The organism is Mesorhizobium cantuariense (genome assembly GCF_042647205.1).
Lineage (GTDB): Bacteria > Pseudomonadota > Alphaproteobacteria > Rhizobiales > Rhizobiaceae > Mesorhizobium > Mesorhizobium cantuariense.
The window spans coordinates 3,399,406-3,419,765 of the sequence record NZ_JBHRVD010000001.1 but is presented as its reverse complement, the minus strand read 5'-3'; the positions used below and the strand labels follow the sequence as shown (position 1 = coordinate 3,419,765).

General features: G+C 62.0%; 23 protein-coding genes. 18 read left to right on the top strand and 5 right to left on the bottom strand.

Translation table 11 applies throughout. The features are described from left to right. The first annotated feature begins 168 nt into the window (after positions 1 to 168). Positions 169 to 567, top strand: a complete 399-nt coding sequence (locus ACFOJ9_RS16520; protein WP_378979922.1) for a hypothetical protein — start codon at positions 169 to 171, stop codon at positions 565 to 567. 18 nt (positions 568 to 585) lie between these two features. Here ACFOJ9_RS16520 and ACFOJ9_RS16515 read toward each other — a convergent pair whose 3' ends face one another. The 3 genes from ACFOJ9_RS16515 to ACFOJ9_RS16505 all read right to left on the bottom strand — a co-directional run bounded on the left by ACFOJ9_RS16515 (position 586) and on the right by ACFOJ9_RS16505 (position 2,246). Next, complete coding sequence (locus ACFOJ9_RS16515; protein ID WP_023670949.1) at positions 586 to 1,215, bottom strand: MarC family protein; 630 nt, start codon at positions 1,213 to 1,215, stop codon at positions 586 to 588. Between the two features lie 90 nt (positions 1,216 to 1,305). Further along, positions 1,306 to 1,683 carry a VOC family protein gene (locus tag ACFOJ9_RS16510; protein ID WP_378979920.1) on the bottom strand — a complete coding sequence of 126 codons (378 nt, stop codon included), beginning with the start codon at positions 1,681 to 1,683 and terminating at the stop codon, positions 1,306 to 1,308. A 32-nt stretch (positions 1,684 to 1,715) separates the two neighbouring features. Then, positions 1,716 to 2,246, bottom strand: a complete 531-nt coding sequence (locus tag ACFOJ9_RS16505; RefSeq protein ID WP_378979918.1) for a hypothetical protein — start codon at positions 2,244 to 2,246, stop codon at positions 1,716 to 1,718. Positions 2,247 to 2,331: 85 nt separating this feature from the next. Between ACFOJ9_RS16505 and ACFOJ9_RS16500 the strand changes: the two genes are divergently transcribed. Together ACFOJ9_RS16500 and gyrA are read left to right on the top strand one after the other, a co-directional pair. Then, positions 2,332 to 3,174 (top strand): helix-turn-helix transcriptional regulator, encoded by an 843-nt coding sequence (locus ACFOJ9_RS16500; RefSeq protein WP_378979916.1) that lies wholly within the window; start codon positions 2,332 to 2,334, stop codon positions 3,172 to 3,174. A gap of 202 nt (positions 3,175 to 3,376) precedes the next feature. After that, a complete protein-coding gene (gyrA, locus tag ACFOJ9_RS16495; protein ID WP_378979915.1) occupies positions 3,377 to 6,178 on the top strand; it encodes a DNA gyrase subunit A in 2,802 nt (933 codons plus the stop codon). A gap of 69 nt (positions 6,179 to 6,247) precedes the next feature. On the opposite strand, the gene ACFOJ9_RS16490 is transcribed toward gyrA, so the two are convergent. Further along, positions 6,248 to 6,400, bottom strand: a complete 153-nt coding sequence (locus tag ACFOJ9_RS16490) for a hypothetical protein (protein WP_081714296.1) — start codon at positions 6,398 to 6,400, stop codon at positions 6,248 to 6,250. A gap of 194 nt (positions 6,401 to 6,594) precedes the next feature. Between ACFOJ9_RS16490 and coaD the strand changes: the two genes are divergently transcribed. From coaD to tgt, 7 genes are all read left to right on the top strand, one after another. Continuing rightward, on the top strand, positions 6,595 to 7,095 hold the full coding sequence (coaD, locus tag ACFOJ9_RS16485; RefSeq protein ID WP_378979913.1) for a pantetheine-phosphate adenylyltransferase: 501 nt from the start codon (positions 6,595 to 6,597) through the stop codon (positions 7,093 to 7,095). Between the two features lie 108 nt (positions 7,096 to 7,203). Further along, a complete protein-coding gene (locus ACFOJ9_RS16480; RefSeq protein ID WP_378987817.1) occupies positions 7,204 to 7,698 on the top strand; it encodes a peptidylprolyl isomerase in 495 nt (164 codons plus the stop codon). A 26-nt stretch (positions 7,699 to 7,724) separates the two neighbouring features. Then, on the top strand, positions 7,725 to 8,237 hold the full coding sequence (locus ACFOJ9_RS16475; protein WP_378979912.1) for a peptidylprolyl isomerase: 513 nt from the start codon (positions 7,725 to 7,727) through the stop codon (positions 8,235 to 8,237). Positions 8,238 to 8,248: 11 nt separating this feature from the next. After that, entirely contained in the window at positions 8,249 to 8,698 is a 450-nt protein-coding gene (locus ACFOJ9_RS16470) for a DMT family transporter (protein ID WP_378979910.1), read from the top strand. Beyond that, a complete protein-coding gene (gene queA, locus ACFOJ9_RS16465) occupies positions 8,698 to 9,786 on the top strand; it encodes a tRNA preQ1(34) S-adenosylmethionine ribosyltransferase-isomerase QueA (RefSeq protein ID WP_378979908.1) in 1,089 nt (362 codons plus the stop codon). Before ACFOJ9_RS16470 ends, queA begins: the two co-directional genes overlap by 1 nt. Beyond that, positions 9,776 to 10,045, top strand: a complete 270-nt coding sequence (locus ACFOJ9_RS16460; RefSeq protein WP_378979906.1) for a hypothetical protein — start codon at positions 9,776 to 9,778, stop codon at positions 10,043 to 10,045. The genes queA and ACFOJ9_RS16460 overlap by 11 nt, the downstream gene beginning before the upstream one ends. Next, positions 10,038 to 11,168 (top strand): tRNA guanosine(34) transglycosylase Tgt, encoded by a 1,131-nt coding sequence (gene tgt / locus ACFOJ9_RS16455; protein WP_378979904.1) that lies wholly within the window; start codon positions 10,038 to 10,040, stop codon positions 11,166 to 11,168. Before ACFOJ9_RS16460 ends, tgt begins: the two co-directional genes overlap by 8 nt. Before the next feature lie 4 nt (positions 11,169 to 11,172). On the opposite strand, the gene ACFOJ9_RS16450 is transcribed toward tgt, so the two are convergent. Then, on the bottom strand, positions 11,173 to 11,592 hold the full coding sequence (locus tag ACFOJ9_RS16450; RefSeq protein ID WP_378979903.1) for a DUF4864 domain-containing protein: 420 nt from the start codon (positions 11,590 to 11,592) through the stop codon (positions 11,173 to 11,175). Positions 11,593 to 11,870: 278 nt separating this feature from the next. Here ACFOJ9_RS16450 and ACFOJ9_RS16445 point away from each other — a divergent pair, with 278 nt between their 5' ends. From ACFOJ9_RS16445 to glpD, 8 genes are all read left to right on the top strand, one after another. Beyond that, positions 11,871 to 12,107 carry an Lrp/AsnC family transcriptional regulator gene (locus ACFOJ9_RS16445; RefSeq protein ID WP_010909609.1) on the top strand — a complete coding sequence of 79 codons (237 nt, stop codon included), beginning with the start codon at positions 11,871 to 11,873 and terminating at the stop codon, positions 12,105 to 12,107. A 171-nt stretch (positions 12,108 to 12,278) separates the two neighbouring features. Further along, entirely contained in the window at positions 12,279 to 13,691 is a 1,413-nt protein-coding gene (locus ACFOJ9_RS16440) for a circularly permuted type 2 ATP-grasp protein (RefSeq protein WP_378979901.1), read from the top strand. Between the two features lie 21 nt (positions 13,692 to 13,712). Next, positions 13,713 to 14,654, top strand: coding sequence for an alpha-E domain-containing protein (locus tag ACFOJ9_RS16435; protein WP_378979899.1), 942 nt, complete (start codon positions 13,713 to 13,715; stop codon positions 14,652 to 14,654). A gap of 85 nt (positions 14,655 to 14,739) precedes the next feature. Continuing rightward, positions 14,740 to 15,534 (top strand): transglutaminase family protein, encoded by a 795-nt coding sequence (locus tag ACFOJ9_RS16430; protein WP_378979897.1) that lies wholly within the window; start codon positions 14,740 to 14,742, stop codon positions 15,532 to 15,534. A gap of 31 nt (positions 15,535 to 15,565) precedes the next feature. Continuing rightward, the gene (locus ACFOJ9_RS16425; RefSeq protein WP_378979895.1) at positions 15,566 to 16,297 is read left to right on the top strand and encodes a peptidase; all 732 of its coding nucleotides are present in this window, start codon (positions 15,566 to 15,568) and stop codon (positions 16,295 to 16,297) included. A gap of 100 nt (positions 16,298 to 16,397) precedes the next feature. Next, positions 16,398 to 17,810: a pyridoxal phosphate-dependent decarboxylase family protein gene (locus ACFOJ9_RS16420; protein ID WP_378979893.1), complete on the top strand. Its 1,413-nt coding sequence runs from the start codon at positions 16,398 to 16,400 to the stop codon at positions 17,808 to 17,810. Positions 17,811 to 17,938: 128 nt separating this feature from the next. Beyond that, a complete protein-coding gene (locus tag ACFOJ9_RS16415; protein ID WP_378979891.1) occupies positions 17,939 to 18,706 on the top strand; it encodes a DeoR/GlpR family DNA-binding transcription regulator in 768 nt (255 codons plus the stop codon). Positions 18,707 to 18,832: 126 nt separating this feature from the next. Beyond that, positions 18,833 to 20,359 (top strand): glycerol-3-phosphate dehydrogenase, encoded by a 1,527-nt coding sequence (glpD, locus tag ACFOJ9_RS16410; RefSeq protein WP_378979889.1) that lies wholly within the window; start codon positions 18,833 to 18,835, stop codon positions 20,357 to 20,359. The last annotated feature ends 1 nt before the right edge of the window (position 20,360 follow it).

Genomic DNA, 20,360 nt, shown 5'->3' with positions numbered 1-20,360 from the left:
TCACAACTTCACGTCGGCCTTTGAGGGGGCTTCTTTCGTCCTCTGGGCACTTGAGATAGCCGAGCCCGTCAAGCAGACCGGTGCACATTGGACCATAGTTCGAGATCATCCCCCGGCAGCATGAGGCCTTACTATCAACTTCAACACGATGTCGATTCCATAGCTGCCGTGGCAGCCAACGAAGTGTCACGTATTTTTCCGTCCCTAGATTATGTCTTGAGTACGTATCTCGATGTAGTCGAGCAGTCGATGTATCTCTTGGTCGGGTTTGCAAAAGTATTGAACGATAGCGGCGAATGGGACTCGGAAAAACAACTTAAACAGGCAGTCGGCTCGATGTTGCCGGACGGATACACAGGAGCGCGCGTGGAACTGCCGGCCGTTTTTGAATCGTCAGTTCCCCGATTGGCGACGTTGTTGGAGAGAGCAGGCTATGTCACCGGCGAAAACGGCCACCTAGCTTGGACGGAAGCGGCGGCACCGGCTTTGCGAGGCAACTGGTACGCCTTGCAAGGCGGCGACGTCAGTATTGATGACGGTCGGCCACGGCTGCGGCTGCGGCACTAGATCGGATGTGTCGATCGGTCAGCCCGCCATTAGCGCTTTGATGCCATCCGCCACGAACTGCACGGCCAGTGCCGCCAGGATGACGCCGAGCAGGCGGGTCAGGATCGAGCGGCCGGTCTGGCCAAGGATGCGGTCGATGCGTTCCGACAGCACGAACACCAGATAGGTGATGGCGAGGCAGACGAAGATGATGCCGACCAGTGCCGCCTGCGCGGCAAAGCCCTGGAACGAGCCGGAGAGCAGCACTGTCGCCGAAATGGCGCCCGGGCCGGCGATCAGCGGGATCGCCAGCGGGAAAGCGGCGATGTTGTGGATCATGTCCTTGGTGATGGCGACGTCGCCGATCTTTTCCTTGCGGTCCTGCCGGCGCTCGAACACCATTTCGAAGGCGATGAAGAACAGCAGGAAGCCGCCAGCGACGCGGAAAGCCGGCAGCGTGATGCCGAACACCGACAGGATCGAGGCGCCGGCCACCGCAAACAGCGCCATCACGAGAAAGCCGATGATTGAGGCGCGGACGGAAACCTGCTGGCGCTCCTCGCGGTTCATGCCGCGTGTCACGGCGAGGAACAGTGGCGCCAGGCCAGGCGGATCGATGGTCACGAGAATGGTGACGAAGGCGTTGAACAGGCTGTCGAAACTCGGCATCTCTGACCACTCCGGCCGGGCCGTGCCCGTACCAGGATATTGGTAGAGCAAAGCCCGTTCGGTGGGAACTGGCGGGACAGCGAAACTGGTTTAGCCGGCAGCGCCGCAATAGGCCTCGATGCGATAACCGTCGGGATCGACGACAAAGGCGGCATAATAGCTATCGCCATAGTCGGCGCGCAGACCCGGCGCGCCATTGTCACTGCCGCCTTGGCGCAGAGCGCCGGCATGGAAGGCGTCGACGCTGGCCCGCGTCGGTGCGGCGAAGCAGAAATGCAGGCCGGACTTTTCATCTGATGGCACAGGCCGCACCGCTTCATTGACCCACAGCGCGACGCCTTGAGCGCCATAACCAAGCGAGCCCGGTGACTGGCTCAGACAGCTGTAGCCGAGCGGCTTCAGTGCGGCATCATAGAAGCGCTTGGATGCGGCGGTGTCGCGGACGCCGATCGAGATGTGATCGAACATGGTTTTCTCCATTGTTACAATGTCTTGTGCCGTCAGCTTGTTGAGGTTCGGCGCGCCAGGAACTCGACTTCCAGCCGCCATGTCGCGCCATTGTCGTTCGAGCGCTCGCCGAGCCAGCGGAAGCTGTCTTCGGTGATCCGGGAAAAACTCCAGCGCACCGAACTGCCTGTGCCGTCGGCGCCCACTTGCACGATCGTGTGGCCCTCGGCGCGGCCGAGCTGGCGGCTGAAATACTGGTTGCGCGGGTCGCTCCAGAAGATGTGCCAGGCATCCGCGCCGGGATCATAGACGCGCAGCGTCGTGCCGTAGAACGTCCAGGCGCCGAGCGAGGGCGAGGGGCCGGCGTCACGGGCGGGCAGGATCCAGACGTCCTGGATCGCCCGGCCTTCCAGCACCCAGCCGAAATGCACCTCGCCACGCCCGGTCAGCACAGTGCCGTCCTCGAGGTGGCGCGAGGCGTCAAACGTCCAGGCGCCGACGAAGCGGCCGTAAAGGCTCAGCTTCTCAGCAAGCCCTTCTGCTGGTCCGGGGCTGTGCAAGGCTTCGGCAAAGGGGTCGAACATGGTTCCGGTCTCTTCTTGTCAGGAGACCGAGAGGAGTAGGCCGTAACGGGGTTCTGGGCTTGGGAAAAATTGCTATAGTTCGGTCATGACAGCGACCACGCATACGCTCGCATCCGGACTCGGCTGGCACGTAACGGACGTGATCTGCACGGCCGGCGCCAGCGACCGGCCGTTCGAGGAAGCGCACCAGGATTTCTGTGTCGCTGCGGTCGCCAGCGGCACGTTCCGCTACCGTGCGCAACAAGGCACGGCCATGCTGGCGCCCGGCGCGCTCCTGCTCGGCAATCCCGGCACATGTTACGAATGCGGACATGAGCATGGTAGCGGCGACCGTTGCCTCTCGTTCCATTTCAGACCGTCCTACATGGAACGGATCGCGGCTGGCGTGCCGGGCACCAGGAAGCTGGCCTTCGCAGCGCCGCGTCTGCCGCCTTTGCCGGTCCTGGCGCCACTGCTGGCCGAGGCGGAAACCGCGCGCGACATGGCCGACAACGGCGCCTTCGAGGAACTTTCCCTGCGCATGGCCGGTGCTGCCGTGGCCACGGTCTCTGGCGCTACGCATGTCAGGCGCGCGCCGAGCCGTCGCGATCAGAAGCGGGTGGCCGAGGCAGTGCGGCGGATCGAGCTGGATGCCGACGGGCCGGTCTCGCTTTCAGCGCTTGCCGATGAGACTGCGACCAGTCCTTACCATTTCCTGCGCATCTTCCGGCAGGTCGCGGGCATGACGCCCTACCAATTCCTGCTCAAGACGCGGCTGCACAGGGCGGCGGTGCGGCTGCGCATGTCGGACGATGCGGTCTCGGCGATCGCCTTCGAGGCCGGCTTCAACGATCTGTCGACCTTCAATCGCCGGTTTCGGCGGATCATGGGGGAGACGCCGGGCCAGTATCGCACCCGCCGTGGCGTACTGGCCGTTCCCGCCTTGTGAATTGGCCCAGTGCTCGCAAAGGCAGTCACGCAGGCTTTTGCCTCAGTGCGGCGAAAACCGCCTTGGCCATATCGTCGCAATCAGTGGTATCCTTTTGAAATTACCACCAAAAATGACACTGGAAAAGTGTTGGGGACGTTGGAGTTTCAGCCTTGCTTCCTATATAAGCACCAAGTGATTCCTGATTAGATTGTGATCCGATTTGACCGACCAGAAGACACCGCGCGGCGCCGACGGCGGCCCCACCGGCATCGAGCCGATATCCATCGTCGAGGAGATGCAGCGTTCCTATCTCGATTACGCCATGAGCGTGATCGTCAGCCGTGCGCTGCCCGACGTGCGCGACGGCCTGAAGCCGGTGCATCGCCGCATTCTCTTCGCCGCCCATGAGAGCGGTTACCACTGGAACCGCAAATATGTGAAGTCGGCGCGTCCGGTCGCCGACGTGATGGGTAAATACCATCCGCATGGCGACGCTTCCATCTATGACGCCTTGGTGCGCATGGCGCAGGACTGGTCGCTGCGCGTGCCGCTGATCGACGGACAGGGCAATTTCGGCTCCATCGACGGCGATCCGCCGGCGGCGATGCGCTACACGGAAGCGCGGCTGACCAAGGTCGCGCACGAGCTTTTGGAGGATATCGACAAGGACACCGTCGATTTCCAGGACACGTATGATGCGTCGGGCAGCGAACCGAAGGTTCTGCCGGCACGTTTTCCCAACCTTCTGGTCAACGGCTCGGGCGGCATCGCGGTCGGCATGGCGACCAACATCCCGCCGCACAATCTCAGCGAGATCTGCAACGGCGCGATCGCCCTCATCGACAATCCGGCCATCGACCTGCCGGCGCTGATGGAAATCATTCCGGGACCGGATTTCCCGACCGGCGGCATCGTGCTTGGCCGTTCCGGCATCTACAGCGCCTATTCGACCGGCCGCGGCTCCATCGTCATGCGCGGCAAGGTCAACATCGAACAGCGCGGCAACGATCGCGAGTCGATCATCATCACCGAAGTTCCTTATCAGGTGAACAAGTCGTCGATGATCGAGAAGATGGCCGAACTTGTGCGCGACAAGCGCATCGAGGGCATTTCCGACATCCGCGACGAGAGCGACCGCCAGGGCTACCGCGTCGTTATCGAGTTGAAGCGCGACGCCGTTGCCGACGTCATCCTCAACCAGCTCTACCGCTTCACGCCGCTGCAGACCTCTTTCGGCGCCAATATGGTGGCGCTGAACGGCGGCAAGCCGGAAGTGATGAACCTGACCGATATGCTGAAGGCGTTCGTCGCCTTCCGCGAGGAGGTGATCACCCGGCGGACGAAATTCCTGCTGCGCAAGGCGCGCGACCGCGCCCATGTGCTGGTCGGTCTCGCCATCGCCGTCGCCAACATCGACGAGATCATCAAGCTGATCCGCACCGCGCCGGATCCGCAGACGGCGCGCGAGCAGTTGATGGAGCGGCGCTGGCCTTCCGGCGACGTCGAATCGCTGATCCTTCTGATCGACGATCCGCGCCACCGCATCAACGAGGACGGCACCTACAATCTGTCCGAGGAGCAGGCGCGCGCCATCCTCGAACTGCGCCTGCAGCGCCTGACCGCGCTCGGCCGCGACGAAATCGCCGACGAGTTGAACACGATCGGCGCCGAAATCATCGATTATCTGGATATTTTGTCGTCCCGCGCGCGCGTCCAGCAGATCGTCAAGGACGAGCTTGCCGCTGTGCGCGACGAGTTCGGCACGCCGCGCCGCACCGAGCTCACCGATGGTGGGGCGGACATGGAAGACGAGGACCTGATCCAGCGCGAGGACATGGTCGTGACGGTGAGCCATTCCGGCTACATCAAGCGTGTGCCGCTGTCGCTCTACCGGGCGCAGCGCCGCGGCGGCAAGGGCCGCTCCGGCATGTCGACCAAGGAAGAGGATTTCGTCACAAGGCTGTTCGTGGCCAACACGCATACGCCGGTGCTGTTCTTCTCCTCGCGCGGCATCGTCTACAAGGAAAAGGTCTGGCGGCTGCCGATCGGCAACCCGCAATCGCGCGGCAAGGCGCTGATCAACATGCTGCCGCTGGAGCAGGGCGAGCGCATCACCACCATCATGCCGCTGCCCGAGGACGAGACCAGCTGGGGCGAGCTCGACGTGATGTTCGCCACCACGCGCGGCACCGTGCGCCGCAACAAGCTTTCCGACTTCGTCCAGGTCAACCGCAACGGCAAGATCGCCATGAAGCTGGAGGAGGAAGGCGACGAAATCCTCGGCGTCGAGACCTGCACCGACAATGACGACGTGCTTCTGACGGCGAACTCCGGCCAGTGCATCCGCTTCTCCGTCGGCGACGTGCGCGTCTTCCAGAGCCGCAATTCGGTCGGCGTGCGCGGCATCACCATGGCCGAGACCGACCGCATCATCTCGATGTCGGTGATCGAGCATGTCGATGCTTCACCGGCGGAACGCGCCGCTTACCTGAAACGCGCGGCAGCGGAGCGGCGGCTTGCCACCGAGACGGCCGGCGAAGAGGAAGAGATTGCGCTCACCAATGAGGAGATCGGCGAGGAGACGGAGCTTTCCGACAGCCGTTACGAAGAACTCAAGACGCATGAGCAGTACGTGCTGACGGTAACGAAGTATGGCTACGGCAAGCGCTCGTCGTCCTACGATTTCCGCCTGACCGGTCGCGGTGGCAAGGGCATTCGCGCCACCGACGTGTCGAAAACGGCCGAGATCGGTCAGCTGGTGGCGACCTTCCCGGTCGGCAATGACGACCAGATCATGCTGGTTTCGGACGGCGGCACGGTCATCCGGGTGCCGGTTAACGGCATCCGTTTCGCCAGCCGCGCCACCAAGGGCGTGACCATCTTCAATACGGCTGAAGGTGAAAAGGTGGTTTCGGTCGAGCGGATCTCGGAGCCGCAATCGGACGAGGAAATCGAAGAAAGCGCCGATGCCGGTGCCGAGACTGATCCGGCGGCTGACGCCGGCCCGGAGGGTGCGGAGTAAGCCCGGCACCTAGGTTTTGACATAGCAACGCCGGCCCACGGGCCGGCGCGGCAGCAGGTTCAGGCTTTATCAGTAGTGACGATACGGCTTGCGAGGGCCGAAGCCTTCGAAGCGCTTGGTGTTGGCCTTGACGCGGATGCGTTGTGCCTCCTGATGCAGCCCAAATACGGTGGCGATCAGCATGGCGACGGTCATTGCGGTGGCGAGCATGTAGATCAGCATGTGCGTGTTCTCCTGCGCCTAACAACGGATAGATGGGATTTTGGTTTCATCTTATTAAGATGCAACCTAGTGAACGCTGCGTGAAGGCTTCGTGATCAGCGTGTTCATCTGTCGTTCATGTGCCGGAAAAGGTTCACGGCCGGCGTGCCGATCGGATTTGCCTTTGCGAGAGAGGCTCGCTAGAAGCACCTGCCATGACTGAACGCATCGCCCTCTATGCCGGCTCCTTCGACCCGCTGACCAACGGCCATCTCGATGTGCTGAAGGCGTCGCTGGCCGTGGCCGACATCGTTTATGCGGCGATCGGCATCCATCCGGGCAAGCAGCCGCTGTTTTCCTTCGAGGAGCGGGTGAGGCTGATCGAGACGGCGACGAAGGCAGAATTCGGCAGCGACGGCGCCCGCATCAAGGTCGTCGCCTTCGACGGGCTGGTCATCGACGCGGCCAGGAAGCAGGGCGCCTCGATCATGATCCGCGGCCTGCGCGACGGCACCGACCTCGACTATGAGATGCAGATGGCCGGTATGAACGAGACCATGGCGCCTGAGTTGCAGACGGTTTTTCTGCCCGCCAGCCCCTCCGTGCGCACCATTACCGCCACACTTGTCCGCCAGATTGCCTCGATGGGAGGCGACATCCGCCCCTTCGTGCCGGCGGCGGTTGCCGGTGCGCTCACCGCCAAATTCAAGAAATAAGACCCGGAGACAGATATGCAGCTGAAAAAGCTCGCCTCGTTCCTCATTGTGCTTGCCGGTCTTGTGACCGCATCGGTCTCGGCTTTTGCCGCCGACCCGGAAAACACCATGATCATCACGCTGAAGGACGGCGACGTCACCATTGCGCTTCGGCCCGATCTCGCGCCCAACAACGTCGCGCAGATCAAGAAGCTGGTGCGGCAGGGCGCCTATGACAACGTCGCCTTCCACCGCGTCATAGACGGCTTCATGGCGCAGACCGGCGACGTCAAGTTCGGCAACATCAAGAAGGGTTTTAGCGCCCAGGCCGTCGGCACCGGCGGTTCCGATCTACCCGACCTGCCGGCCGAATTCTCGCAGACCGAGCGCTACACGCGCGGCGTGGTCGGCATGGCCCGCTCGCAGGACCCCAACTCCGCCAATTCGCAGTTCTTCATCATGTTCGCGCCGGCACCGCCGCTCGACGGCCAGTACACCATCGTCGGCAACGTCGTCAGCGGCATGGAACTGGTGGATCAAGTCAAGAAGGGCGACGAAGCGGACAATGGCACGGTCACCGACCCCGACCAGATGATCAAGGTGCGCATCGCCGCCGACAAATAACTCTGTTTCTCAAAAGGATATCTGACATGGCCGAAATCAAGGACCGCGAGAACGCGCTCGTCATGGAAACGACCAAGGGCACGGTCGTCATCGAACTTTTCCCCGACCTGGCGCCCGGCCATGTCGCCCGCATCAAGGAACTGGCGCGTGAAGGCGCTTATGACGGCGTGGTTTTCCACCGCGTCATCGAGGGCTTCATGGCGCAGACCGGCGACGTCAAGTTCGGCAATTCGAGCAAGCCCTCGTTTGCGCCGTCGCGAGCCGGCATGGGCGGCTCCGAAAAGCCGGACCTGAAGGCCGAATTCTCCAACGCCAACCATGGCCGCGGCACCTGCTCGATGGCCCGTTCGCAGAACCCGAACTCGGCCAATTCGCAGTTCTTCATCTGCTTCGACGATGCCGCCTTCCTCAACCGCCAGTACACGGTCTGGGGCCAGGTCATCGAAGGCATGGACAATGTCGACAAAATCAAGCGCGGCGAGCCGGTGCCGGATCCCGACAAGATCGTGTCGCTGAAGGTCGCGGCCGACGTCAAGTAAGGTAAACGACAATGATGGGCGCCGTCTGGTCGCTTCTCGGCATCCTGTCCGGCGCCTTCATTGCCATTCAGGCACCGATCAATTCGCAGCTGGCGCGCGGCCTGGGTCTCCCGGTCGCAGCGGCTGCGTTTTCGTTCCTGTCGGGCGCGATCGTGCTCGGCATCATCTCCGTTACGGTGGTGAAGCTGCAAGGCATCTCGCTCGACTGGAAAGCGCCGGAGCCCTGGCTGTTCGTCGCCGGCGGCATGCTCGGCGGCTTCTATGTCACGCTGTCGACGATTCTCACGCCACGCATCGGTGCCGCCGCGCTGATGGCATTTCTCGTGGCCGGCCAGTTGCTGGCCGGCATGCTCATCGACCGCGTCGGCTTCCTCGGCGTCGCGGTGCGTGAAATGTCACTCGGCCGCGTCGCCGGCGCGGTGCTGCTGCTGGCCGGAGCGCTGCTCGTCCGGCTCTACTGATGCGCGTCGATCTCTTTGACTTCGATCTGCCGGAAGAGTGCATCGCACTCCGTCCGGCGGAGCCGCGCGACAGCGCCAAGATGCTGGTGGTCAAACCCGGCGAAGGGTTCGACGACCGCAGGGTTGGCGACCTGCCGTCCTTGCTCAAAGCCGGTGACGTGCTGGTGTTCAACGATACCAAGGTCATTCCAGCGCAGCTCAAAGGCATCAGGCGGCGCGGCGAGGCGGCGGCGCAGGTCGAAGCCACCCTGCACATGCGCATGGCACCGGACCGCTGGCTGGCCTTCATGCGGCCGGGCAAGCGCATCGCCGCCGGCGACCGCATCCATTTCGGTCATGACGGCAATTCGTGTTTCCTCGGGCAGCTCGACGCCACGGTGATCGAAAAAGGCGAGGGCGGCGAGGCGCTGCTTGCCTTCGACCTGTCGGGCCCCTTCCTCGATGAAGCGCTGCACGCGGTCGGCCACATTCCGCTGCCGCCCTACATCGCCTCGAAGCGCGACGACGACGAACGCGACCGGGTCGACTACCAAACTATCTATGCCCGCGAGGAAGGCGCCGTCGCGGCACCGACGGCTGGCCTGCATTTCACGCCGGAGCTTTTCGCAGCGCTTGACGCCAAGGGCATCGAACGCCGCTTCGTCACCTTGCATGTCGGCGCCGGCACGTTCCTGCCGGTGAAGGCGGACGACACCACCGATCACAAGATGCATGCCGAGACCGGTTCGGTCAGCGAGGCCACTGCGGACGCCCTGAATGCCGCAAGAGCAAGGGGCGGGCGCATCGTCGCCGTCGGCACGACCTCGCTGCGCCTGCTGGAGAGTGCCGCGCGCGAGAACGGTACACTGGTTCCATGGTCCGGCCCGACCGACATCTTCATCACGCCCGGCTATCGTTTTCGCACCGCCGACATGCTGATGACCAATTTCCATTTGCCGCGCTCGACGTTGTTCATGCTGGTTTCGGCCTTCAGCGGCCTCGACACGATGCGTGCGGCCTATGCGCATGCGATCGAGAACCGCTACAGATTCTATTCCTATGGCGACGCAAGCCTGCTTTTCCGAGCGGAGACGAGCGATGGACGATGATCTTGAGAGCCTGGACCGCGATGCCCTGATCGCGGAGGTGAAAAAACTGCGCGCGGGTATTCGCCAGCATCGTGATGCGACCGGCCATGAATTGTGCTGGCACCACCCCGATCTGTGGGACCTGCTGCCGGAGAAGACCGAGCCTTCGATCGCCGTGCCGCCCTGGCCCAAATTCATGCGCGGCTGCATCCACTACCGCCAGTCGCTCGACAAGCAGGCACCGGGCGCCCCGGTCCACGACAAGGAATTCAATGGCTAAGCCTTTCAGCTTCAAGGTTCTGGCGACTGACGGCAAGGCGCGGCGCGGTGTGATCGACATGCCGCGCGGTGAAATCCGCACCCCGGCCTTCATGCCGGTCGGCACCGGCGGCACCGTCAAGACGATGTATATGGACCAGGTACGCGGTGTCGGCGCCGACATCATCCTGGGCAACACCTACCATCTGATGCTGCGGCCCGGCGCCGAGCGTGTGGCGCGGCTCGGTGGCTTGCACGAGTTCGCCCGCTGGCCGCATCCGATCCTGACCGACAGCGGCGGTTTCCAGGTGATGTCGCTGTCGAAGCTGAGAAAGCTGACCGAAAAGGGCGTCACATTCCGCTCGCATATCGATGGCGCCGCCTACGAGATGTCGCCGGAGCGTTCGATAGAGATCCAGGGATTGCTCGATTCCGACATCCAGATGCAACTCGACGAATGCACGGCGCTGCCGGCGGAGATGAAGGAGATCGAGCGCGCCATGGAGCTGTCGCTGCGCTGGGCCGAGCGCTGCAAGACGGCGTTTGGCGACCAGCCGGGCAAGGCGATGTTCGGCATCGTGCAAGGCGGCGACAATGCAGCGCTCAGGGTGCGTTCGGCGCAGGCGCTGAGCGCGATGGAGCTGAAAGGCTATGCGGTCGGCGGCCTGGCCGTCGGCGAGCCGCAAGCGGTGATGCTCGAAATGCTCGACATCACCTGTCCGGAACTGCCTGATGACAAGCCGCGCTATCTGATGGGCGTCGGCACGCCTGACGACATCCTGAAATCGGTGGCGCGCGGTATCGACATGTTCGATTGCGTGATGCCGACGCGAGCCGGCCGGCACGGCCTTGCCTATACAAGGCGCGGCAAGGTCAATTTGCGCAACGCCCGCCATGCCGACGATCCGCGCCCTTTGGACGAGGAAAGCGACTGCCCGGCAGCGCGGGACTACTCGCGCGCCTATCTGCACCATCTGGTGCGCTCGCAGGAGGCGCTTGGCGCCATGCTTTTGACCTGGAACAATCTTTCCTACTATCAGAAGCTGATGCAGGACATCCGCGCTGCGATCGAGGCCGGCACCTTCGAGGCGCGCGGCGCAAAAATCACCGAGGGCTGGGCGAGGGGCGATATCCCGTTGCTGTGAGGCCTCAGGTGCTGAGCGAGTTCGAGGCACGCAGGCTGCAGCCGGTAATCTGGAATGTACCGTCGGGCTGTTGCTGCAACGTGTAAACAGCCTCGTAGTCCTTGCCGTCCGGCCCGACGATCAGCACCTGCTGGACGATCGACCCCGGTGCCGTCTCTTCGACCTTGCCGAAGGAATAGGTCCGCGGCTTGCGCACCGGTGGGTAGCCGTTGGTCACCATGTTCATGAAGGCGTCGACGGTCGGGAAGATCCGCTTCACATTCGGGGCGGCGAAGCTGTAGGCGGTGACGCCATCATTGGCGATGAGGGACTTCAACTGGCCATCGATGACAGACTGCCCTGCCTTGATCTCAGCATCACCGGCGAATGCCGACGGCACGAAGAGGAATGGAACGACTGCGAATGCGAAAAAGGCGCGGCGCATGGCCTATCTCCGTTGTCCCGCGAAATATCTTCCTTCAAAAACAGTGCTGTCCGAAGATGCTTCATAACATACGCTTGGTGGTGCATCGCGGTTTCAGCGATTGCGAATATTCATCTCGCCTCCGCGGAGTGCGAGCATCGTGCGGCACGCCGGTGGCGGGGCTGCGGGACGCCTTCGCCCAGGCCCGGGCCGGCTAAGTACGGATTCCAGCGCTTGAAAGCCCGCCTCCAGTCTGCCAGAAGGGCCGCTTGGACTTGGACGTTTAGCGGGACGAAGCCATGAAGGCGTTTTTCGTGCAGATCAAATGCGAGCTGGGCAAATCCTATGAGGTTGCCAGCGCGCTTGCCGATGCCGAGATCGCCTCGGAAATCTACTCCACCGCCGGCAACTACGATCTGCTCGCCAAATTCTACGTCGACGACGAGGAAGACGTCGGCCATTTCGTCAACGAGAAGGTGCAGATTCTCCCCGGCATTAAGGACACGTTCACCGTGGTAACGTTCCGCGCTTTCTAGCCAGGAAACGCATTTGCCCGGGCACGAGGCAAAGCCTGATCAAGGTCCTATTTCAGCTGCCTCAATTTTAGGCAGGCGCGACATACTGATCGGCCGTATCTCCCAAATCACCGATTACGCTTGATTTTCTCCGGCGACGCCAGTGAAATGGCGTCACAGGGGAGTATGCGATTGGCACCGTTCGATGAAATGCTTCCGGAAGTCTCCGGATTGAGAAGACCGTATTCGGCTTATGATCGCTGGCTGAAGGAGCAGGATCCGGCCAGGTTGACCGAGAAGATGCAGGACGCCGAACGCGTCTTCCGCAAGACCGGCATCACCTTCGCCGTCTATGGCGAGCAGGAAGCCTCCGAACGGCTGATCCCCTTCGACATCGTTCCACGCATCATTTCAGGAAATGAATGGCGACGCCTCACGCAAGGCATCGAGCAGCGCGTGCAGGCGCTGAACGCCTTCCTCGACGACATCTACCATCGCCAGGAAATCCTGCGGGCAGGGCGCGTCCCAAGGGAATTGATCGCCAGGAATGAAGCATTCCTGCCGGAGATGATCGGGGTCAGGCCGCCAGCCGGCGTCTACACCCACATCATCGGCGTCGACATCGTCCGCATCTCAGAGGACGAATTCTACGTGCTGGAGGACAATGCGCGCACGCCGTCGGGTGTCTCCTACATGCTGGAGAACCGCGAGACGATGATGCAGCTGTTCCCCGAACTGTTCCAGAAGATCAAGGTGCGGCCGGTGGAAAACTACCCGCAGCTTCTGCGCCAGTCGCTGGCGGCGGTGCGGCCGCAAAGCACCAAGGGCGCGCCGACCATTGCCGTGCTGACGCCCGGCAGTTTCAACTCCGCCTATTTCGAACATGCCTTCCTCGCCGACCAAATGGGCGTGCAGCTGGTCGAAGGCCAGGATCTGCGGGTCGTAGACGGCCATGTCGCGATGCGCACGACCGAAGGCTACAAGCAGATCGATGTGCTTTACCGGCGCGTGGACGATTCTTATCTGGACCCGCTGACGTTCCGGCCGGACTCGGCGCTTGGCGTGCCCGGCATCATGGATGTCTATCGGGCCGGCAACATCACCATCGCCAACGCGCCTGGCACCGGCATCGCCGACGACAAGGCGATCTATTCCTACATGCCCGAGATCATCGAATTCTACACCGGCCGCAAGGCGATCCTCGGCAATATTCCGACCTGGCGCTGCTCGGAGCCGGACAGCCTGAAATACGTGCTCGAACACATCGACGAGCTGGTGATCAAGGAAGTGCACGGTTCCGGCGGCTACGGCATGCTGGTCGGGCCGGCGGCAACCAAGAAGGAATGCGAGACCTTCGCCAAGAAACTCCAGGCAAAACCCTCGAACTATATAGCCCAGCCGACACTGGCGCTGTCGACCTGCCCGATCCTGACGGAAAAGGGGTTGGCGCCGCGCCATGTCGATCTCAGGCCCTACGTGCTGGTTTCCGATCGCATCCAGATCGTGCCCGGCGGGCTGACCCGCGTTGCGCTCAAGGAAGGCTCGCTGGTGGTCAATTCCTCGCAGGGCGGCGGCACCAAGGATACGTGGGTGCTGGATGATTGATTTTCATTTGAAGGTTTTTGTATGCTTTTAGGCCGGACCGCCAACGGGCTTTACTGGATGAACCGCTATATCGAGCGGGCCGAGAATATGGCGCGGCTGGTCGATGCCGGGCTGCGCATGGCGCTGACCCGCACGCAGAGCGCGTCGGAAGAATGGAACTCGGTGCTGCTCAGCGCCGGTTCTGACGTCACCTTCAGCCAGAAATATTCTGACTATACGGCCGCGAACGTCGCCGACTTCCTGTTGCGCGACACGTCGAACCCGTCGAGCACGATGGCGGCGATCGAGACGGCCCGCAACAACGCCCGCATGGTGCGCACCGCGCTGACGCGCGAGACCTGGGAAAGCATCAACGAAGCCTGGATGTCGCTGAAGCGGATGCTGGCAAGGCCGATCGACGAGCGCGACCTGCCCAGCGTGCTCGACGCGATCAAGCGCGAGACGGCGCTGATCCGCGGCTCGTTCTACGGCACCATGCTGCGCAACGAGATTTTCGACTTCTCGCAGCTCGGCACCTATGTCGAGCGCGCCGACAACACGGCGCGCATCCTCGACGTGAAATACTACGTGCTCCTGCCGTCGATCTCCTGGGTCGGCTCGACGCTCGACAACTACCAGTGGGAATCGATTCTGCGATCGGTGTCGGCGCATCGCTCCTATCGCTGGGTCTATGACGCCGATTACAAGCCGACCAACATTGCCGACTATCTGATCCTCAATGTCCGCATGCCGCGCTCGCTAACCTTCTGCTACCGCTTCCTGTCGGAGCATCTGAAATTCCTCGGCGACGATTACGGCGAACGCCATGCCTGCCACGCAACGGCCGAGAAGACGCAGACAATGCTGAGAGCGGGGTCGATCAAGGATATTTTCGATACCGGCCTGCATGAATTCCTGGCCAATTTCATTCGCGACAACACCAAGCTCGGGGACGAGATCGCACAAGATTACCGGTTCAATTGAGCATGGTCCCGGACCGGAGGACCGCGATAGCGAAAAGTGGGTACCGGTTTTCGGACAAGATCATGCTCACAAACGGAAAAAAAGCATGCGGCTGAAGATCACCCACCGGACCGAATACCGCTACGATGCGCCGGTGCACTATCTGTTGCAGCGGCTGCGGCTGCTTCCGGTCAGCGGATCGACGCAGACCGTTCTGTCCTGGGCTCTGACCATCGAAGGCGCGCGCGAAGAGGTTCGCTTTGTCGACCATTTCGGCAACGACACAAGGCTGTTGAGCGTCGAGGGCGAACGCGACTTCATCACGGTGGAAGCATCAGGCGAAGTGGTGACGCGCGACACCGCGGGTGTTTCGGGACCACACCAGGGCTTCACGCCGCTCTGGCTGTACAGCCATGAAACGCCATTGACGACGATTGGCAGCGGTGTTCGCGAACTCGCCGCATCGATCGGCAAGGGCACCGACATCGAGAGGCTTCACCGGCTGATGGCTGTCATCGGCGAGCGCGTCGCCTACACGCCCGGCACCACAAATGCGACGACGCCGGCAGAGGAAGCCTTGGCGCTGAAAACCGGTGTCTGCCAGGATCACACGCATATCTTCGCCGCCGCCGCGCGCGCCATGGGCTTTCCGGCCCGCTATGTCAGCGGCTATCTGATGATGGATGCGACGGTCGAGCAGGCCGCAAGCCATGCCTGGGCCGAAGCGCATGTTTCGGGTCTCGGCTGGGTTGCCTTCGACGCCGCCAATGGCATTTCGCCTGACGAGCGCTACGTAAAGGTGGCAACCGGCCGCGATTACCGCGACGCCACGCCGGTGTCGGGAATTCGGCTGGGACAGGCGGAAGAACAGCTTGCGGTCACCGTCACGGTAGAGCAGTAATTCCCGGCAAGATCACTGCCAAAGAGATTCCATGACCTATTGTGTCGGCCTGAAGATCGATCGCGGGCTCGTGTTCATGTCGGACACGCGCACCAATGCCGGCATGGATTCGATCTCGACCTTCAAGAAAATGCATATCTGGGAGCAGCCGGGCGAGCGCGTCATCGTGCTGATGTCGGCCGGCAACCTGGCGACGACACAAGCCGTGGTCAGCCTGCTCGACGAGCGCACCAAGGCGGTGGCGGATCGCCATGCGACGCTGCTCGAGACACCCTCCATGTACCAGACGGTGCGACTGGTCGGCGATACGGTCAAGGAAGTCATCGCCAGTTCGTCACCCGCGGGCGAGAAGGCGGATTCCTACTTCAATGCCTCCTTTATTCTCGGCGGCCAGATCAAGGGCAGCGAGCCGCGTTTGTTCATGATCTATCCCGAAGGCAATTTCATCGAATCGACCGATGACACGCCGTTCTTCCAGATCGGCGAGACCAAATACGGCAAGCCGATCATCATCCGCGCCTACGAAAAGACGATGAGCCTCGCCGAGACGGTGAAGCTGCTTTTGGTGTCGTTCGATTCGACACTGAAGTCGAACCTGTCCGTCGGCTTGCCGCTCGACCTGCTCTTCCTGGAGCAGGACGCCTTCAAGGTCGGGTTGAAGAAGCGGATCGGCCAGGACGACCAGTATTACCGCACGATCTCGGACGGCTGGTCGAATGCGCTGAAGACGGCTTTTGCCAGCCTGCCGGATTTTCCTGGCTAGGCTGCGCGACGTTCGCCAGCGGTTGCATATATTTCACGCGTTAATTAATAAGAGGCCAGCCGCGACGGATGGCGGCGAGAGATCATGTCGGGAGGACAGGGTGAACAACAAAGAGTTCCGGCAATGGTCGCGGCGCGCCGCCGACTGGGGCGCCGACTACCGCAGCACGCTGCGCGACCGCCCGGTGCGGCCGCTGGTCGAGCCTGGCGCCGTTTTCAAAAGCATAGAGACTTCGCCGCCCGAAGACGCCGAGCCGATGGACCGGATCTTCGCCGACTTCGAAGAGAAGATTCTGCCTGGAATGACGCATTGGCAGCATCCGCGCTTCTTCGCCTATTTCCCGGCCAATGCGGCGCCGGTCTCCGTGGTGGCGGAATATCTGGTTTCGGCGATGGCCGCGCAATGCATGCTCTGGCAGACGTCGCCGGCGGCGACCGAACTCGAAACGCGCACGGTCGACTGGATGCGCCAGGCGCTCGGCCTGCCCGAAGGGTTTTCCGGGGTGATCCAGGATTCAGCCTCGTCGGCGACGCTGGCCGCGGTGCTGACCATGCGCGAACGGGCACTTGACTGGCAAGGCAACAGACAAGGCCTGGCAGGGCAGGCAAGGGTGCGCATCTATTCCTCAGACCAGGTGCACACTTCGATCGATCGGGCGATCTGGGTGTCCGGCATCGGCGAGGACAATCTCGTGCGCATTCCCGTCGGCGGCCGTTTTCGCGCCATGGATACGGCAGCGCTCGAGGCGGCAATCATCGCCGACCGGGAAGCCGGCATGCTGCCGGCCGGCATCATCGCTTGCGTCGGCGGCACCAGCACCGGCGGCACCGACGACATTGCTGCGGTTGCCGAGGTGGCGCGGCGGCATGGGCTCTATCTTCATGTCGATGCCGCCTGGGCCGGATCAGCGATGATCTGTCCGGAGTATCGGCATTTCTGGGCCGGCGTTGAAGGCGCCGATTCTATCGTTTTCAATCCGCACAAATGGCTGGGCGCGCAGTTCGACTGCTCGATTCAGTTCCTGCGCGACCCCGAAAGCCATGTGAGGACGCTGGCCATCAAGCCGGATTATCTGAAGACACACGGTCATGACGGCATCATCAACTATTCCGAATGGTCGGTGCCGCTCGGCCGGCGGTTCCGCGCGCTGAAATTGTGGTTCCTGCTGCGTGCCCATGGCCTGGAAAGCCTGCGCACGATGATCCGCAATCATGTCGCGTGGAGCGAAGGGCTTGCCGCGCGGCTGGCAAGGGAGCCCGATTTCGAGATCGTCAGCGAACCGATGCTTTCGCTGTTTTCCTTCCGGCACAAGGTCCTAAGTGATGACGATGCGGACGCGCACAATCTGCGGCTGGTCAATGCGATCAACGACGATGGCCGCATCTACCTGACGCAGACGAGGGTCGATGGACTGATAGCAATCCGTTTCCAGGTCGGCCAGTTCGAGGCGGCCGCCGCCGATGTCGATATGGCCTTCACCGTCATCACGGAAATCGCTCGCGCAATGGCTTGATCAGGTCCGATCTGGTTTGCGTTCGCATTTGCCTTGACGGTCACATGCCTTTCATTAGCCGGCTTATGCCTTTTCATCGGTTTCGTTTTCGACTATAGACAAGAAAAACGAAAACGGGAGGTTGCCCTATGTATCTGTCGCCACGCCATGCCGAAATCGTCCAGATGGCCAAGGATCAGGGGCGCGTGCTGGTCGATGACCTGGCCACCCACTTCAATGTGACGCCGCAGACGATACGCAAGGACCTCAACGATTTGTGCGACCAGCGGCTGCTTTCGCGCATCCATGGCGGCGCATTGTTCCCGTCCGGCATCGAGAACATGGAGTATGAGGCGAGGCGCAAGATCGCCGCCGACGAGAAGGAGGCGATCGGCCGTGCGGCAGCCAGGCTGATCCCCGACAATGCTTCGCTGTTCATCAATATCGGCACCACGACGGAGTCGGTGAGCAAGGCGCTGCTCGATCACAGCGGGCTCATGGTCATCACCAATAACATCAATGTTGCCAATAGGATGCGGATATATCCCTCGATCGAGGTGGTGATCGCCGGCGGGGTTGTGCGTGGTTCCGATGGCGGCGTGGTCGGCGAAGCGGCGGTCGACTTCATCAGGCAGTTCAAGGTCGACTACGCGGTGATCGGAGCGTCGGCGATCGACCATGACGGCGCGTTGCTCGATTTTGATTTTCGTGAGGTCAAAGTGGCGCAGGCGATCATCGCCAATGCAAGGCATGTCATCCTGGTTTCCGACCAGACCAAGTTCGAGCGAACCGCACCGGTGCGCATCGGCCACTTGTCGCAGGTCAACACCTTCATCACCGACCGTTGCGACATTCCATCGGTGCGCAAGATCTGCCAGGAATCCGAGGTTCAGTTGATCGAGACATCGCTCGCTTAGGTGGTTTCTGCCTGATGTCACGCTCTCGTGATATTTCGTTTGACATTCGTTATCATTTCGAAATAATTCCGACACGGTTTCGTAAAAGCCCAAAAATGGTGCAATGCGAAATCGTTGGAGGAATTTGTGGACGCATCTCCGATCCGTGACATTTTCGTCATAGGTGGCGGCATCAATGGCTGCGGCATTGCCCGCGATGCCGTTGGGCGTGGCTTTTCAGTGTTTCTCGCCGAGATGAACGACCTCGCCAGCGGAACCTCCTCCGGTTCGACCAAATTGATCCATGGCGGCCTGCGCTACCTCGAATTCTACGAATTCCGCCTGGTGCGCGAGGCGCTGATGGAGCGCGAGGTTCTGTGGAAGAACGCGCCGCACATCATCTGGCCGATGCGCTTCGTGCTGCCCTATGCCAAGGGCCTGCGTCCGGCCTGGCTGATCAGGCTCGGTCTCTTCCTCTACGACCACATTGGCGGGCGCAAATTGCTGCCGGCGACCAAGACGCTGGACATGGCCAGGGATCCGGCCGGCAAGCCTTTGAAGCCGCTGTTCAAAAAGGCCTTCGAATATTCGGATGGCTGGGTCAATGATGCGCGGCTGGTGGCGCTGAACGCGCGTGATGCCGCCGACCGCGGCGCAACGGTCCGCACCCGTACCAAAGTGGTCGGCGCGCGTCGCGAAAACGGTTTGTGGACGATCCAGGTCGAGGACCTGCAGACCGGCGAGGCCGAGGAGATCAAGGCGCGGCTGCTGGTCAACGCCGCCGGACCCTGGGTCGATCATGTGCTTTCCGGCGTCGTCGGCCTCAACGATGTACACAATGTCCGCCTCGTGCAGGGCAGCCACATCGTCATCGCCAAGAAATTCGACGATCCGCGCGCTTATTTCTTCCAGAACAGGGATGGCCGCATCATCTTCGCCATTCCCTACGAGGAAGAGTTCACCCTGATCGGCACCACGGACCAGGATTACCCCGGCGATCCGCATGACGTGAAGATCAGCGACACCGAGATCGATTACCTCTGCGCCGCGGCAAGCGAATATTTTGCGCAGCCGGTGAAGCGCTCGGACATCGTCTGGACCTATTCGGCCGTCCGCCCGCTCTATGATGACGGCGCCTCCAAGGCGCAAGAAGCGACGCGCGACTATGTGCTCAAGGCCGATGGCGGCGAGGGCGCTGCCCCGATCGTCAACGCCTTCGGCGGCAAGATCACCACCTATCGCCGGCTGTCGGAATCGATGCTGGAAAAGATCGAGGGTTTTCTCGGCAGGCGCGGCAAGCCATGGACGGCAAACGCGCCACTGCCGGGTGGCGATTTCCCGGCCACCGGTTTCGATGCCGAAGTGGCGAAACTGAAAACCGCCTATCCGTTCCTCGACGCGCGCCTGGCCCGCCGGCTGACCCGGCTCTACGGCACCCGCGCAAGGATGCTGCTGGGGCTGGCCAAATCGAATGCTGATCTCGGCCGTAACTTCGGCGCCGATCTTTATGAGGCAGAGGTGCGCTATCTCGTTCAAAACGAATGGGCAGTCACCGCCGAAGATGTATTGTGGCGCCGGACCAAACGCGGTCTGCATCTCAGCCGCGAGCAGGTGGCGGCGCTCGATGAATTCATGCACGGCATAAGCCGGCGACATGTCGCAGCTGCCGAATGAA